General features: G+C 74.2%; 11 protein-coding genes and 2 pseudogenes. 7 read left to right on the plus strand and 6 right to left on the minus strand.

All coding sequences use genetic code 11. From position 1 onward, the window contains the following. The 3 genes and pseudogenes from VQ02_RS31625 to VQ02_RS31635 form a co-directional block, all read left to right on the plus strand. A pseudogene (locus VQ02_RS31625) lies at positions 1–616 on the plus strand (MBL fold exonuclease); the annotation flags it as partial. Continuing rightward, complete coding sequence (locus tag VQ02_RS31630; protein WP_048448233.1) at positions 613–2,307, plus strand: cisplatin damage response ATP-dependent DNA ligase; 1,695 nt, start codon at positions 613–615, stop codon at positions 2,305–2,307. The pseudogene VQ02_RS31625 and the gene VQ02_RS31630, both read left to right, overlap by 4 nt. Further along, positions 2,304–2,756 (plus strand): secondary thiamine-phosphate synthase enzyme YjbQ, encoded by a 453-nt coding sequence (locus VQ02_RS31635; protein WP_048448234.1) that lies wholly within the window; start codon positions 2,304–2,306, stop codon positions 2,754–2,756. Before VQ02_RS31630 ends, VQ02_RS31635 begins: the two co-directional genes overlap by 4 nt. A gap of 34 nt (positions 2,757–2,790) precedes the next feature. Here VQ02_RS31635 and VQ02_RS31640 read toward each other — a convergent pair whose 3' ends face one another. Further along, on the minus strand, positions 2,791–3,636 hold the full coding sequence (locus VQ02_RS31640; protein WP_048448235.1) for an outer membrane protein: 846 nt from the start codon (positions 3,634–3,636) through the stop codon (positions 2,791–2,793). 270 nt (positions 3,637–3,906) lie between these two features. Here VQ02_RS31640 and VQ02_RS31645 point away from each other — a divergent pair, with 270 nt between their 5' ends. Then, complete coding sequence (locus VQ02_RS31645; protein ID WP_048448236.1) at positions 3,907–4,572, plus strand: response regulator; 666 nt, start codon at positions 3,907–3,909, stop codon at positions 4,570–4,572. A 43-nt stretch (positions 4,573–4,615) separates the two neighbouring features. On the opposite strand, the gene VQ02_RS31650 is transcribed toward VQ02_RS31645, so the two are convergent. The 3 genes from VQ02_RS31650 to ptsP form a co-directional block, all read right to left on the minus strand. Then, positions 4,616–6,412 carry a PTS fructose transporter subunit IIC gene (locus VQ02_RS31650; protein ID WP_048448237.1) on the minus strand — a complete coding sequence of 599 codons (1,797 nt, stop codon included), beginning with the start codon at positions 6,410–6,412 and terminating at the stop codon, positions 4,616–4,618. A gap of 254 nt (positions 6,413–6,666) precedes the next feature. Next, complete coding sequence (gene pfkB, locus VQ02_RS31655; protein WP_048448238.1) at positions 6,667–7,620, minus strand: 1-phosphofructokinase; 954 nt, start codon at positions 7,618–7,620, stop codon at positions 6,667–6,669. Between the two features lie 11 nt (positions 7,621–7,631). Beyond that, complete coding sequence (gene ptsP / locus VQ02_RS31660; protein ID WP_048448239.1) at positions 7,632–10,178, minus strand: phosphoenolpyruvate--protein phosphotransferase; 2,547 nt, start codon at positions 10,176–10,178, stop codon at positions 7,632–7,634. A 165-nt stretch (positions 10,179–10,343) separates the two neighbouring features. Here ptsP and VQ02_RS31665 point away from each other — a divergent pair, with 165 nt between their 5' ends. Beyond that, the gene (locus VQ02_RS31665) at positions 10,344–11,327 is read left to right on the plus strand and encodes a LacI family DNA-binding transcriptional regulator (protein WP_048448240.1); all 984 of its coding nucleotides are present in this window, start codon (positions 10,344–10,346) and stop codon (positions 11,325–11,327) included. A gap of 415 nt (positions 11,328–11,742) precedes the next feature. Here VQ02_RS31665 and VQ02_RS31670 read toward each other — a convergent pair whose 3' ends face one another. Beyond that, positions 11,743–11,976, minus strand: a complete 234-nt coding sequence (locus tag VQ02_RS31670; RefSeq protein ID WP_048448241.1) for a hypothetical protein — start codon at positions 11,974–11,976, stop codon at positions 11,743–11,745. A 54-nt stretch (positions 11,977–12,030) separates the two neighbouring features. Further along, positions 12,031–13,422, minus strand: coding sequence for a CoA transferase (locus VQ02_RS31675; RefSeq protein WP_083469560.1), 1,392 nt, complete (start codon positions 13,420–13,422; stop codon positions 12,031–12,033). A 96-nt stretch (positions 13,423–13,518) separates the two neighbouring features. On the opposite strand from VQ02_RS31675, the gene VQ02_RS31680 reads away from it, so the two are divergent. Then, positions 13,519–14,679, plus strand: a complete 1,161-nt coding sequence (locus VQ02_RS31680; protein ID WP_048448242.1) for a citrate/2-methylcitrate synthase — start codon at positions 13,519–13,521, stop codon at positions 14,677–14,679. A gap of 133 nt (positions 14,680–14,812) precedes the next feature. Next, a pseudogene (locus tag VQ02_RS31685) lies at positions 14,813–15,334 on the plus strand (hypothetical protein); the annotation flags it as partial.

Raw genomic sequence — 15,334 nt, forward strand, 5'->3', positions numbered from 1 at the left:
CGAGGTGCGCCGCCTGCTCGACTCGGTGCGGCTCTTTCCCGAGCGCACCCACATCGTCGGCGCCTATGCTCTCGGCAAGGCGCAGCGGGTGATGGCGCTCCTGCGCGAGGAGGGCTTTTCCGACCCGATCTACCTGCACGGCGCGATGGAGAAGCTGACGGATCTGTACCGGCGCGAGGGCATCCCCCTCGGCGAGACCGTCAAGGTCGTCGCGGCGGAGCGGCCGAAGCTCGGCGGCAGGATCGTGATCTGCCCGCCCTCCGCGATCCAGGACCTGTGGTCGCGCAAGTTCCCCGATCCGGTCACCGGCTTCGCCTCGGGCTGGATGCGGGTGCGCGCCCGCGCCCGCCAGAAGGGCGTCGAGCTGCCGCTCGTCATCTCCGACCACTCGGACTGGGATGACCTCTGCCGCACCATCCGGGACACCGGCGCCGGCGAGGTCTGGGTCACCCACGGCCAGGAGGACGCCCTGGTGCACTGGTGCGGCACGCAAGGGATCCGCGCCAAGCCCCTGCACATGCTGGGCTACGGCGACGAGGGCGAGGCGGAGCCCGAGCCGCGGGAGCCGGCGGGTGGCGAAGCCCCGGGGAGCACCACTGCCGAGAGTGCCGCGTGAACGACTTCGCCCACCTCCTCGACCGCCTCGCCTACGAGCCCCGCCGCAACGCCAAGCTGCGCCTGCTCCAGGACTTCTTCCGCCACACCGCCGACCCGGACCGCGGCTACGCCCTCGCCGCCATGACCGGCTCCCTGAGCTTCCGCGAGGCCAAGCCCGGCCTGATCCGCGGCCTCGTCGAGGAGCGGGTCGATCCGGTGCTGTTCCGGATGTCGTACAACTACGTCGGCGACCTCGCCGAGGCGACGGCGCTGATCTGGCCCGGGAGAGCGGATGGGCCGGGCCTCGGCCACAACAACCCGCCGGTGCCGACGCTCTCCGAGGTGGTGGAGGCGTTGCGCACCATCGGCAAGGGCGAGCTGCCGGCCCGCCTCGCCGCCTGGCTCGACGCCCTCGACGAGACCGGGCGCTGGGCGCTCCTCAAGCTCATCACCGGCGAGCTCCGGGTCGGTGTCTCGGCGCGGCTTGCCAAGACCGCGGTGGCGAGCCTCGGCGGGCACGAGGCCGACGCGGTCGAGGAGGTCTGGCACGGGCTCGAGGCGCCGTATCCGGAGCTGTTCGCCTGGGTCGAGGGCCGGGCCGGCCCGCCGGAATCGCGCAACCCGGCGCCGTTCCGCCCGGCCATGCTCTCGCACCCAATCGAGGAGGAGGCAGACCTCGACAAGCTCGAGCCGGAGGCGTTCTCGGCCGAGTGGAAGTGGGACGGCATCCGGGTCCAGCTCGCCGGCGGGCGCGACCGCGACGGCCGCCAGGTCCAGAAGATCTACTCGCGCACCGGCGAGGACATTTCCGGCGCCTTCCCGGACCTCGCCGAGGCGATCACCTTCTCGGGCGCCCTCGACGGCGAGTTGCTGATCCTGCGCGAGGGGCGGGTGCAGAGCTTCAACGTCTTGCAGCAGCGCCTCAACCGCAAGGCGGTGACGGGCAAGCTCCTGCAGGACTTCCCGGCCCATGTCCGCGCTTACGACCTCCTGGCCGAGAACGACGAGGACCTGCGCCCGCTGCCCTTCAGCGAGCGCCGGGCCCGGCTCGAGGCCTTCGTCGCCGGCCTCGACCACGCCCGCATCGACCTCTCGCCCCTGGTGCCGTTCGGGACCTGGGCGGATCTCGCGGCGGCGCGGGCCGATCCGGCCTCGGTCGGCGCCGGCCCGGATGCCGACGCGATCGAGGGCGTGATGCTCAAGCGCCTGAGCAGCGCCTACCAGCCGGGCCGGCCCAAGGGGCCGTGGTGGAAGTGGAAACGCGAGCCCTACCTCGTCGACGCCGTGATGATGTACGCCCAGCGCGGGCACGGGAAGCGCTCGTCGTTCTACTCCGACTACACGTTCGGCGTCTGGCGCGAGGCGCCGGACGGGGTCGAGGAGCTGGTGCCGGTGGGCAAGGCCTATCACGGCTTCACCGACGAGGAGCTGGGCAAGCTCGACCGCTACGTCCGCAACCACACCACCAAGCGCTTCGGGCCGGTGCGGGAGGTGGAGTACGGCGTGGGCAAGGGGCTGGTGCTGGAGATCGCCTTCGAGGGCGTGCAGCGCTCGACCCGGCACAAGTCCGGCGTGGCGATGCGCTTTCCCCGGGTCAGCCGCATCCGCTGGGACAAGCCGCCGGCGGAGGCCGACCGGATCGAGGCGCTGGAGCGCATCCTGGCCCGCGGCGAGAAGGAAGTTCACCCCGGACGGGAGATTGCCGAATGAGACGCGTCGAGATGCTGGCCGAGGGCGCCGTCACCCGCCAGGCCACCGGGCGGCTCGCGGTCGACACCAGGGGCCGGGGCTTCACCGAGATCACGGCCGAGGCCGCCGGCTTCCTGCGCGAGGCCGGCCTGCGCCAGGGCCTGCTGACGGTGTTCTGCCGGCACACCTCGGCCTCCCTGACGATCCAGGAGAACGCCGACCCGGACGTGCGCACCGACCTGATGACCGCCCTCGACCGGCTGGCGCCGCGTGACGTCCCTTACGTCCACGGCATCGAGGGGCCGGACGACATGCCGGCCCACATCCGCACCATGCTGACCGACGCCGTGCTGACCATCCCGGTGGTCGACGGGCGGCTCGCCCTCGGAACCTGGCAGGGGATCTACCTGATCGAGCACCGCGACCGGCCGCATCGGCGGGAGATCGTGCTGCACCTCGTCGGGGCCTGATCGTCCGGGCGGCCCGCGTTCCGGCTCCGCCCGGCTACAGCCAGTTCAGCCGGTGGTTCACGCCGATCCGCAGCTGGTGCACGTCGAAGCCGGCGTTGAAGCGGGCCTGGTAGGGGCTGGCCCGGACCGTGACCGTGCGGTCGAGGTCGGCGTAGAGGTATTCCGACTTGACGGTCCAGTTCGGCAGGACGGCGTACTCGATGCCGGCGCCCACGACGTAGCCGTCGACTGGCATCGACCGGCTGGCCGAGCCCGAGAAGCCCCCGAACGTGATCGCCTGCGGGATCGGGAGGCCGGCCGGCAGGTTCTTGAGCTTCACCGGCACCGAGAAGCCCGGGACCGTGACGCCGCCGTTCACGCCGATCTCCGACGCGGCCCAGCCGCCGGTGGCGTAGACGAGCAGGGGACCCCAGGCGTAGCCGACCCGGCCGCGGAGCGTCGCGAAGTAGGTGTCGGTGCCGAGGCCGCCCTCCGCCGAGAATCCGAGCGTCGGGACAGAGACCGACGATTGCGAGCGGAACGACGCGTAGCCGCCATCTGCCTCGATGCCGACCACGAGGCCGCCGCCCGGCGCGAGGCCGGTCAGGAATTGAGGCGCGAACTGGTAGTTGAACCCGATCGTGCCGCCGCCGGTGAACCCGCCGAGGGAGGTGCGCGCGCTCACGGCGGGCAGCGGTGCCAGCGTCTCGCCGTGGAAGCCGCCGTCGGCGGCCGCGCCGACATGGGCACCGAAGTACAGGCCGGTCCAGTCCGGCACCGGGACCGACTCGGCGGCCGGGAAGGCCGGCCGCAGCACCGCCTCCCGGAACGGGAGATCCGCGGCGGCCGCGGCGACGATCTGTGCTGCGAGGGCCGGGACCGCGGCCAGATAGATTTTCACGGGTGCCTCTAACCAACGTTGGTTCGAAGGCAATAAGTCACAAACGTGGTTAAGCCCAATTTAATGCCGACATGATCTTCCGTATCGTCAATGCATCGGGCCCGGATCACGCCGCCGGCCGGGCCGAGTGGCGGCTGCGCAATCCTCCGAACCCTTTGCCGGCGTGGATGGCGCGCGCCGACCGGTTTCAAGCTCGCCAGAAAAAGCTATAGAGAAAAAAGAAATAGGCCGAGAGACGCCGGGAGCGCGAGTGCCGTGGCGGGGAGTGAGTTGGGTTCCGAGACCACCATCGTCGTCGCGGACGACCACCCGCTCTTTCGCGGCGCCCTGCGGGGCGCCGTGACGGCGATCATGCCCGGCGCCCGGATCATCGAGGCGAGCGGGCTCGAGCCGCTGACGGCGATCCTCGACCGCGAGCCCGAGGTCGACCTCGTGCTCCTCGACCTCACCATGCCGGGGGTGCAGGGCTTCTCCGGGCTGATCTACCTGCGGGCGCAGCACCCGGCGATCCCCGTGGTGATCGTCTCGGCCAACGAGGACCCGGTGGTGATCCGCCGCGCCCTCGATTTCGGCGCTGCCGGCTTCATCCCCAAGTCCCTCGAGGTCGACCGCATCGGCGAGGCGATCGGCCAGGTGCTGGCCGGGGGCAACTGGTCGCCGCCCGACATCGAGCTGACGACCTCGGAGGACAAGGAAACGGCGGACCTGATGCGCCGCCTCGCCACCCTGACACCGCAGCAGGTGCGGGTGCTGATGATGCTCTCCGAGGGTCTGCTCAACAAGCAGATCGCCTACGAGCTCGGCGTCTCGGAGGCGACCGTGAAGGCCCACGTCTCGGCGATCCTGCAGAAGCTCGGCGTCGAGAGCCGCACCCAGGCGGTGATCGCCTCCTCGCGCATCGGCGCGACGCTGAAGCCGCCGGCGGGGGTGGAGTAGGCCGGCCGGGCCCAGACAGGTTTCGCGGGCTCCGGGCGGGCGCTCAGGGTGCCCGCTTCTTCAGCACCCCCACCAGCACCGCCGTGACCACGCTGCCGGCGACGAGGGCCGCCACGGCGCCCAGCACCGGCGTGATCGCGTTCGGGATCGGCAGCACGAACAGCCCGCCATGGGGCACCCGCAGGGCGACGCCCAGCGTCATCGACAGGGCGCCCGCCACCGCCGAGCCCGCCACCAGGGCGGGGATCACCCGCAGGGGGTCGGCGGCCGCGAAGGGGATCGCCCCCTCGGTGATGAAGGCGGCGCCCAGCACCGCCGCGGCGCTGCCGGCCTCGCGCTCCTGGGCGCTGAAGCGGCCGGGGAAGAGCCGGGTGGCCAGCGCGATGCCCAAAGGCGGGGTCATGCCGGCGAGCATCACGGCGGCCATCGGGGCGTAGACGCCCGACGAGATCAGGGCGGCGGAGGAGGCGTAGGCCGCCTTGTTGATCGGCCCGCCCATGTCGAGGGCCATCATGGCGCCGAGGAGGAGGCCGAGGAGCAGCGCACTCGCGCCCTGCATGCCCTTGAGCCAGCCGGTCAGCGCCGCGAGCAGGGCCGCCACCGGCACGCCGACGACGTAGACCATCAGGAGGCCGGTGACGAGGGTGCCGAGCAGCGGCAGGATCAGGACGGGCTTGAGACCCTCGAGGTTCTTCGGCAGGCGGATCGTGCGGCTCAGGAAAGAGACCGTGTAGCCGGCGATGAAGCCCGCCGCGATGCCGCCGAGGAAGCCCGCATTGAGGTTCGCCGCCAGCATGCCGCCGATCATGCCCGGCGCGATGCCGGGCCGGTCGGCGATGGAGTAGGCGATGTAGCCGGCGAGCGCCGGGACGATCAGCGCGAAGGCCGCCTTGGCGCCGATCTCACCGAGCGCGAAGCCAAGGGTGCCCTTGTTCTCCGGCGCCATGGCGTCGATGCCGCCGAACGCGAAGGCCAGGGCGATCAGGAGCCCGCCCGCCACCACGAAGGGCAGCATGAACGAGACGCCGGTCATCAGGTGCTTGTAGGCCCCGGCCTTCTGCTCGGCGGCGGCCGGCCGGGCCGGGCCGGCCTCGGTGGCTGGCGCGCCCTGCAGCTCGGCGTCCTTCAGGGCGGTGGCGATCAGGCCCTTGCCGTCGCGGATCGCCGCCTTGGTGGTGGTGGCGTAGACCCGCTTGCCGGCGAAGCGCCCGCGATCGACGCCGGTATCGGCGGCGATCAGCACGAGGTCGGCCGCCGCGATCTCCTCCGGCGTCAGGGCGTCGCGGGCGCCGACCGACCCTTGCGTCTCGACCCGCACGTCGTGGCCGAGGGCTTGGGCCGCGGCCTGGATGCCCTCCGCCGCCATGAAGGTGTGGGCGATGCCGGTCGGGCAGGAGGTGATGGCGACGATGCGCTTCTGTCCGGTGCCGTCCTGCGCGGCCTCCTCCTGGCCAGCCTTGACTTGGCCCACCTTGACTTGGCCCACCTTGACTTGGCCCACCTTGACTTGGCCCACCTTGTCTTGGCCTACCTTGTCCTGGCCGGCGAGCGCCCGGTCGATCACCCCGTCGACGTCGGCGAGCACGTCCTCGATCGCCGCCCGGGCGCGGCGGAGCGCCCCGAAGCGGTCCTCGCCGAGGTCGCCGGTGCCGACGAGGAGCGCCGCGTCGGCGCCCCGGATCGCGCCCTCGCTCAGCGGCGCGCCGCTCGCGCCGCGGCCGCGCAGCTCGAGGTCGAGGCGCTGGTTGCGCCGCCCCGCCGCCCGGCGCAGGGCCTCGGCCGCCAGCACCGCGTGGGTGCTGAGATCGCCGCCGCCGACGACGGCCACCAGGTGGGTCATGGATCGTTCCTCCTCAGTATTCTGCGTGATCTCGCTGGTCGTACCGATACCCTCCGTGGTCATTCCGGGGCCGCGCAGCGGCGCCCGGAATCCAGATCCGTCGGTGTTTCCGAAAGAGGCGGACACGCTTCCGCGTCGTTCCGAACCACTTGAGTTTCTGGATCCCGGGCTCTCGCCTTCGGCGAGCCCCGGGATGACCCGGAGATATGGAAGCGGGGTGCGACTTGCCCGATCGCCCCGAGTCTTGCTTCACATCACGCCGGCAGGGCGCGAACCTCGATCGTCTCCGCGATCGCCTCGACCTGCCGGCGCCCCGGCAGGTGCGCTCCGGCCCGGGTCAGCTTGCCGGCCGCGAAGGCGAGCGCCAGGCGGGCGGCGTGATCGAGGCTCAGGTCGGCGCAGAGTCCGGCCACGAGCCCGGCCACCAGGGCGTCCCCGGCCCCGACGGTGCTCGCCACGCTGATTGCCGGGGCGAGGGCGTGCAGGGCCTCTTGCCCGGGTCCTTGCCCGCCCACGAACACCGCGCCCTCCGCCCCGAGGGACACGACCACCAGGGCGATGCCGCGGCGGTTGAGCCCGCGGGCGGCCTCCACCACGTCGGCCAGGCCGGGGAGGGGCCGGCCGGCCCATTCTTCCAGCTCGTGCCGGTTCGGCTTGACGGCGTCGGGCAGGATTTTTTCCGCGAGGGCGGCCGCCAGGGCCGGGCCGGACGCGTCGAGGAGCACCCGGGCGCCCCGGGCCTTCAGGTCCGCCGTCAGCTCGGCGTAGAGGTCGGGCGCGGCGCCCTCCGGCAGGCTGCCGGCCAGCACCGCGAGGGTGTCCGGGCCGGCGGCCTCGGCCAGCACGGTCCGCACCGCCCGCAGGGTCGCGGGGTCGAGGGCGAGCCCCGGCAGGTTCACGTCGGTGGTGCCGGCGGGATCGACGAGCTTCAGGTTGGTGCGGGTCTCGCCCGGGATCCAGACGCAGCGATCGGCGATGCCCTTGGCGGAGAACAGCGCCTCGAAGGCGGCGGCGTTGCCGGCGCCGAGCACCCCGGCCGCGGCGACGGGCAAGCCCCAGTCGGCGAGGCAGCTCGCGACGTTGACGCCCTTGCCGCCGGCATCGTCGCGCACCGCGCGGGCGCGGTGGACCTGGCCGGGCTCCAGCCGGTCGAGGGTGATCGTCCGGTCGATCGCCGGGTTCAGGGTGAGGGTGAGGACGCGGGTCACGGGCGGGCCTCTCACGGGCGGGACTCCTGACGGTCGAGAGCCCGCACCGCGGCGGCGTCGGCCTGGGCGCAGGCTTCCTCCGCTTGCGCCCGCAGGTCGGCGAGCGTGCTGGCGCGCAGGCGGGCCTTCACGGCCGGCAGGTCGCGGGGCGTCATCGACAGTTCGTGGACGCCGAGGCCGGCGAGCAGGCCCGCCCCGAACGGGTCGCCGGCGATGCCGCCGCAGACCCCGACGAAGCGCCCGTGCCGGGCGGCGCCCGCGCAGGTCATCCGCACGAGGCGCAGGACCGCCGGGTGCAGGGAATCGGCCTCGGGCGCGAGGTCGGTGTTCTGGCGGTCGATAGCCAGCGCGTACTGGGTCAGGTCGTTGGTGCCGATCGAGAAGAAGTCGCAATGGGCGGCCAGTGCGTCGGCCTGGATCGCCGCCGCCGGCACCTCGATCATGATGCCGATCGGCACCTCCGGCGCCCCGATCTCGGCCCGGATCCGGTCGCAGGCCCGGCGCAGGGCCATCACCTCCGGCACCGAGGTGATCATCGGGAACATGATGGAGAGCGGCGCGTCCTTGCCGCTCGGTGCGTCGGCCGGAAGGCAGTCCCTCGCGGCGCGGTAGAGGGCGCGCAGCTGCGGCTCCATCAGGTCGGGCCGGCGCAGGAGCAGGCGGGCGCCGCGCACGCCGAGGAAGGGGTTCTCCTCCTTCGGCAGGGCGAGGTGCGGCACCTGCTTGTCGCCGCCGATGTCGAGGGCGCGCACGATCAGGGGCCGGCCGTCGAGGGCCTCGAGCATCGCCCGGTAGGTGGCGTACTGGTCGTCCTCGTCCGGGGTGTCGCCGCGCTCGAGAAAGAGGAACTCGGTGCGCATCAGGCCGACGCCCTCGGCGCCCTGCGACAGGGCGAAGGGCACCTGGTCGGGCGTGTTGACGTTGGCGCCGACGGCGAGCGCGTGGCCGTCGCGGGTGCGGGCCGGCAGGCCGCGCTCGAGGGCCTCCGCAGCTTGCGTCGCGCGCAAGCACTCGCGCCAGGCGGCGGCCGCGGCGAGGTCGACCTCGCTCGGGTTGACGTAGAGGCGCCCCGTGGTGCCGTCGAGGATCGCGGTCGCGCCCGTCGGCAGCGCCATCAGGCCGGGCCCGGCCGCCACCACCGAGGGGATGCCCAGCGTCCGGGCGAGGATCGCGGTGTGGGAGGTCGGCCCGCCCTGAGCGGTGGCGAGGCCGAGCACCCGGGCGGGGTCGAGCCCCGCCGTGTCGGAGGGCGCGAGGTCGGGGGCGACCAGGATGCAGGGCTCTTCCGGCAGGGCGTGGCCGGCCTGCAGCGCCGGGTCGATCTGCGCCAGCACCCGGCGGCCGACGTCGCGCAGGTCCGCCGCGCGGGCGGCGAGCACCGGGTTGCCGAGGGCCGAGAGCTGGCCCGCCATCCGCTCCACCGCCTGGTGCCAGGCGAAGGCGACGCCGTGGCCCTCGACCATCAGCTGGCAGGCGAGGGTGATCAGGTCGGTGTCGGCGATGAGGTCGCCCTGCGCCTTGAAGATCCCGGCATCGGCCTGGCCGAGGCGCCGGCCGGTGTCGTCGGCCAGCGCCCGGAGCTGCGCCGCGGTGGCCTCCAGCGCCGCGTGCAGCCGGTCGCCGCCGCTCGTCAGCGGCTCGGGCTCGTCCGGCACCGCGACCTCGGTGGACCCGAGCACGTGGATCGGCCCGATGGCGATCCCCGGGCTCGCGCCGATGCCGGGGATCGCCCGGGCCGGATCGGCCGGGTTCCAGCCCGCGACCGGCGCGCTGGCCCTGGCGGCGGCCTCGGCGGCGCGCTCCGCCGCGGCCTTCTCGCCGGCGCTCAATCCCGTGACCGTGGCCTTCACCCGTGCGAGCGCCGCCGGCGCGTCCTCGCCCTCGGCCGAGATCACCGCCGCGTCGCCGGCGCGCAGGCCGAGCTGGAGCAGGGCGATGAGGTTCCTGGCGTCGGCGACCTCGGCGCCGTGGCGCACCTGGATCCGGGCCGCGCTCCCCCGCGCCGCCTCGACCCAGGCCGAGGCAGGCCGGGCGTGCAGGCCGGTGGGATAGTCGACGACCCACTCGAACCGGTGCGCCAGGTCGGCCGCCGGACCGGCGGTGCCCGGCGCGGCCGCGTCCTCGGCCAAAGCCGCCGCGATGTCGCCCGCGTTCCCGGTGATGCGCAGCTGCGCGAGCCGGGCCTCGTCCTGGATCAGGCGGGTGAGGCGACGCAGGACCGTGATGTGGGTGTCGGACTGGGCCGCGATCGCCACCACCAGGTGGGCGTCCTGCCCGTCGTGCCAGGCGACGCCGCCGGGCACCTGCAGCACCGCGAGCCCGCTCTCGCGCACCAGGTGCCGGTCGTCGACCATGCCGTGCGGGATCACGACGCCATGGCCCAGATAGGTGTTCGCCACCCCCTCCCGGCGCAGCATGCTGGCCTCGTAGGCTGGGTCGATGCAGCCGGCGGCGACGAGGAGCTGGGCCGCCTCGCGGATCGCCGCCTCCTTGGTCGAAGGGGCCGCGGCGGTGCGGATCAGGACGCGCGGCGTCGGCTGCGGTGTCGGCGCGAGCATGGCGGGCTTCCTCCCGGAAGACGATCGGGTTTTCCTTGCGGACTATGAAAACGTTTTCACAGCACCTGTCAATCTGGAACGCATGGGCCCGCAGCGTCAGGGCTTGCTCCGCGCGACGGCGCCTGTCACAAAGGAAGGAGTGAAGTTGAAAACGTTTTCGAGGCGATGGCCGTCGGCATCCGTGATGTCGCCCGCGCGGCGGGCGTTTCCACCGCGACCGTGTCGCGGGCCCTGGGCAAGGGCCCGGTCAGCGAGGCCCTGCGCGAGCAGGTCGAGGCGGCGGTGCGCGCGACCGGCTACCGGCCGAACCTCTCGGCCCGCCGCCTGCGCTCGCAGGCCGCCCAGACCATCGGGCTGATCGTCGCCGACATCCGCAACCCGTTCTTCACCGCGGTGAGCCGGGCGGTGGAGGACGCGGCCTACCAGGCCGGAATGCGGCTGATCCTGTGCAACACCGGCGAGGACGCCGAGCGCGAGGCGCTGTACCTGCGCCTGATGCAGGAGGAACGGGTCACCGGCGTCGTCTTCGCGCCGACCCGCCGCACCGCCGAGCGGCTGCGGCCGGAGGATTTCGCGTTCCCGCTGGTGCTGATCGACCGCACCGGCCCGCCCGGCGGTCACGACGGGGTGGTGCTCGACAACCTGGCGGCGGGCGCTGCCCTGGTCGACCACTTGGTGGAGCAGGGCTTTTCCCGCATCGGCGGCCTGTTCGGCTCCACGAGCTCCACCGCCGAGGAGCGGCGGGACGGCTACGGCGCGGCGATGCGCCGGCACGGCCTGGAGCCGCGGATCCGCACCGTGCTGCCGGACGCCGAGCCGGCGGAGGCCGAGGTGGCGCGCTGGCTCGCCGAGCCCGGGCGGCCCGAGGCGCTGATCCTCTCGAACGGCCTGATCCTGATGGGAGCGGTGCGGGCGGCCCGGGCGGCGGGGCTCGACCTGCCCGGCGGCGTGGCCCTCGCGGGCTTCGACAACGAGCCCTGGACCGACCTGGTCGCGCCCGGCCTGACGGTGATCGAGCAGCCCGTCGCCGAGATCGGCGCCCAGGCGATGGGGCTGCTGTTCGACCGGTTGAAGACCCCGGGCCAGCCCGTGCGCAAGGTGGTGCTGAGCGGCCGGCTGATCGCCCGGGGATCGACGGCGCGGCGGTGAGGCCGGCCATCCCTTGGCTCTAGGCAGACTTGCGGTGGCAGGCCCACACGACACGACACCCGGCGGCATCCGGGCTGAACCGGCGAGACGCTCTTCCTCGGGCTCTTCCCTTTCCCGGAACGAGTGCAGCGTCAGCGGAAGGAGATCCGGGATCCAGCGCAAAAAGTCGCGAAGCGTCCTCATGTCCGCAACGTCGCAACATGCGGAGCCGCTTCGCGACACTTCTCCCCTGGATCCCGGACCTCCTTCCGCTCCTGCCGTCCGGCGACAGGGGGAGGAGCTTGGCTGGACTGCCAGTCCGGCAGGGTCTGATAACAGCCGTGTGCCGTAGGGCAGGCCAACTCAAGCCAGCTTAGGCCTTTGTTTTGTCGCAGACTTTTATCGGAAAACCAGCCACCGATTTTGCGAAGCCTGCTTAGGGCTTCTCCTCCGCCGGGCTGTGCTTCTGCGGCTTGTGGCCGTCCTGCCCCGGGTTGTTGTGCTTGTTGTGGTCGCGGCTCTCCTGGTGGGTGGAGGGCGGCCGGGTCGGGTCGGCGCTGGTGCGGATGCGGGCGCCGCCGCCGGCCGGCACGTTGGGGCCGTCCTTGCCCTCGATGAGCCGGATGTTCTGCGCGTGGGTCTTGTCGCCGTGGGGCTTCTCACCGGCCATGGGCTCCTCCTGTCGCGATGAGCCGGGCCAACGCGGGCTCGCTCGCCCTGTTCCTCACCAGGCCGGCGCGACCGCCCCAAGGGGACCGGCGGGCCGGTCCCAGCCCATCGGCACGCCGTCGAGCGCGAGGGCGGGGCGCAGGCGCAGGGCAGGGCCCCAGGCGGCCGGCTCCGGCGCGTCGGCGAAGTCGGCCCGTGTCGGGGCCGCCGGCCCGTCCTCCGGAGCGGCGGGTGGTGCGCCGGCGAGGAGCGCCGCGATCCGGGCCAGCGCCGTGCGCGCCGCGGTGCCCCGGCCGGTGGCGAGGCGCCCGGTCAGGCCGCGCAGGACCGCCGCCGCCATCACGTAGCCGGTGGCGTGGTCGAGGGCCTGGACCGGCAGCGGCACCGGTCGGTCGGCGCCGGCGTGCCGCATCCCCGCCTCGGCGAGGCCGGCGCTCATCTGCACCAGGCTGTCGAAGCCCCGCCGCTCCCGCCATGGACCGGTCCAGCCATAGGCGTCGAGGCTGACGTCGACGAGGCCCGGCCGCAGGCGGGCCCGGGCCGCGGCGTCGAGCCCGAGGCGCGCCAGCGCGTCCGGCCGGTAGCCGTGGACGAGCACGTCCGCCCCGGCGAGCAGGTCCTCGAAGCGCGCCCGGCCGGCGGCCTCCCGCAGGTCGAGGCGGGCGCAGGCCTTGCCGAGGGTCATCTCCGGCACCATGCCCGGCTCGTCCCACCCCGGCGGGTCGAGGCGCAGCACGCTCGCGCCGAACCCGGCGAGGAAGCGGGTCGCCACCGGCCCCGCCAGCACCCGGGTCAGGTCGAGGACGCGCAGACCCGCCAGGGGCCGCTCCGGCCGCGCCGCCGCGAGGCCGTCCGGCCCGGTCCCGTCCGGCTCGCAAGGTTCCTCCCACGACACCAGGGGCTCGCGCGCCACCGCCGCGCCCTGCGGGTGGGCGGCCCAGGCCGCGGCCGAGCGCATCGCGGCGGCGCAGCCCCCGGCCCGCACCACGGCGCTCTCGAGATCGTCCGCCCGCCAGCGTGCCACGGCCGCCGCCACCGCCTCCCGCTCCGGCGGGGCGCCGAGCACGCGGAGCGCCGCGGCGCGGTGATGCGGCACGTTGGTGTGGAGCCGGATCCAGCCGTCGGCGGCGGGATAGTCGCCGGCGACCGGGTCCCAGGGTGGCGGCAGCGTCCAGCCCTGGGGATCGAGGGAGCGGGCGAACCAGTGCGCGGCGAGGCGCCGGTCGACCCGCACGGCCGGCCGCCGGCCGAAGCGGGCCTCGACCAGCTCGGCCAGGGCCAGACCCGCCGCCGCGACCGAGGCCGCCGCGAGGTCGCTGACCGGGTAGCAGGAGGGCAGGGCGCCCGACCCGGTCACCGCGACCGGCGGCACGGCCGCGCCGCCCAGGGCGCGCCAGATCGTGTCCAAGATCATCCGGAAGGCCGGCCCGGCCGCGTCGTCCACCATCGCCTGCTCCTCATCATGCAGGTGACAGGAGCGCGCCGCGCGGGCCAGATCGTCAATCTTGATTACCCGAATCAACCCTGATCCCGATCGACCCTGATGCCGTGGCAGCGAGCCGATGCCGTGACCGCCTACCTCACCGCCGCCGAGGCGGCTGCCCGCCTCGGCGTGACCCGCCAGACCCTCTACGCCTATGTCAGCCGCGGGCTGATCGAGGCCCATCCGACCGAGGATCCGCGGGTGCGGGCCTACGCGGCCGAGGCCGTCGCCCGCCTCGCCGAGACGCGCCACCGCGGACGGCGCCCGCGGGAGGTCGCCCGGGCCGCCCTCGACTGGGGCCTGCCGGTGCTGGAGACCGCCGTGACCCTGATCCGGGACGGGCGGCTGTTCTACCGGGGCGCCGACGCCGTCGCGCTCGCCGGGACGGCGACCCTGGAGGAGGTCGCGGCCCGGCTCTGGGACCTCCCGCTCGACGCCGCCTTCGGTCCGGACGCGCCCGAGGGGGCGCCGCGCGGCGGCGACCTCATCGGGGCCTTCGCCGCCGCGACGGCGGATGATCCGACGGCGCCCTGGCAGACCGACCCGGCCCGGCTCGCCGCCGGATGCGGTGCCCTGGTCCGGCTGCTCGGCGCCTGCGTGACCGGCGGAGCGCCCTCCGCGGCGCCGCTGCACCGGCAATGCGCGGCGGCCTGGGGTCTCGACGCGGCCGGGGCGCAGGCCGTGCGCCGGGCCCTGGTCCTGTGCGCCGATCACGAGCTGAACGCGTCGGGCTTCACGGCGCGCTGCGTCGCCTCGGCGGGGGCGAGCCTGCGGGCGGCGGTCATCGGCGGCCTCGCGGCGTTGAGCGGCACGCGCCACGGCGGCGCGACCGCCCGGGTCGAGGCGCTGTGGGACGCCCTCGACGCGGCGGATCCGGCGGCGTCCCTGCGCCGCCAGCTCGCCGGCCGCGACGGCCTGCCGGGCTTCGGCCATCCGCTCTATCCCGCCGGCGACCCGCGGGCCGCCGCCCTGCTGGCGCCGCTCGTGGCCGACGATCCGCGGCTGCGGGCGGTCGTGGCGGCGGCGGAGGAGCTGACGGGGGCCCGGCCGGCCCTCGACGTCGCCCTCGTCGCCCTGCGCCGCCACCTCGGCCTGCCACGGGGCAGCGCGTTCGGGCTGTTCGCCCTCGGCCGCTCCGCCGGCTGGATCGCGCAGGGGCTGGAGCAGCGCCAGGGCGGCCTGATCCGGCCGCGGGCGGTCTATGTCGGGCTGGAACCCTGAGGCTGCCCGGTCAAGCTCCACCATCGGCGGGGGCCACCGACCATCGCGCCTGTGCTTGAAGCGCGGCCGCGCTTGACTTTCCGGGCCGCGGAAAAACAGTTGAGGTTAGACATCGCGGATGCGGGGGCGGACGATGGTGCGCGGCAAAACCGGACGCTCCGCGATGCTGGCGGCCTGCCTGATTGCCGCGGCGCCGGCCCGGGCCGAGATCCAGGTCCTGGCCGCCCGGATCACCGCCGGCGAACTCTGGGTCCTCGGCGCGGCGGACGATCCGGAGGCCGAGGTCAGCCTCGATGGACGCTTCGCCACCAGGGCCGATTCACGCGGCAGGTTCGAGTTCCGCCTCGTCTACCATCCGGCGACCTGCATCGTGACCCTGCGCGCCGGCCGCCAGGAGCGCGGCGCGGTGGTGGGCGAGTGCGGGCAGCAAGGCCCGCCCGGACCCGAGGGCCGGGCCGAGTCCAGGACCGTAGCGGGACCGCCCGGCCCTCCGGGCCCCGCCGGACCCCAAGGGGAGCCGGGGCCGCGAGGGGAGGCCGGGCCGCCCGGCGCGCCGGGCCCGCAGGGCGAGGCAGGCCCGAGGGGCGAGGCCGGTCCAGAGGGCGGGCAGGGGCCGCGTGGGGAGACGGGCCCGCGCGGCCCCTGCCCGCCCTCT

This window comes from Methylobacterium variabile (assembly GCF_001043975.1).
GTDB classification, from domain to species: Bacteria; Pseudomonadota; Alphaproteobacteria; order Rhizobiales; family Beijerinckiaceae; genus Methylobacterium; species Methylobacterium variabile.

Coding starts and splice junctions, on each gene's coding strand:
- VQ02_RS31635 (WP_048448234.1), top strand. CDS start 2,304: ATGAGACGCGTCGAGATGCTGGCCGAGGGCGCCGTCACCCGCCAGGCC.
- VQ02_RS31650 (WP_048448237.1), bottom strand. CDS start 6,412: ATGACCCACCTGGTGGCCGTCGTCGGCGGCGGCGATCTCAGCACCCAC.
- ptsP (WP_048448239.1), bottom strand. CDS start 10,178: ATGCTCGCGCCGACACCGCAGCCGACGCCGCGCGTCCTGATCCGCACC.
- VQ02_RS31665 (WP_048448240.1), top strand. CDS start 10,344: ATGGCCGTCGGCATCCGTGATGTCGCCCGCGCGGCGGGCGTTTCCACC.
- VQ02_RS31670 (WP_048448241.1), bottom strand. CDS start 11,976: ATGGCCGGTGAGAAGCCCCACGGCGACAAGACCCACGCGCAGAACATC.
- VQ02_RS31675 (WP_083469560.1), bottom strand. CDS start 13,422: ATGGTGGACGACGCGGCCGGGCCGGCCTTCCGGATGATCTTGGACACG.
- VQ02_RS31680 (WP_048448242.1), top strand. CDS start 13,519: ATGCCGTGGCAGCGAGCCGATGCCGTGACCGCCTACCTCACCGCCGCC.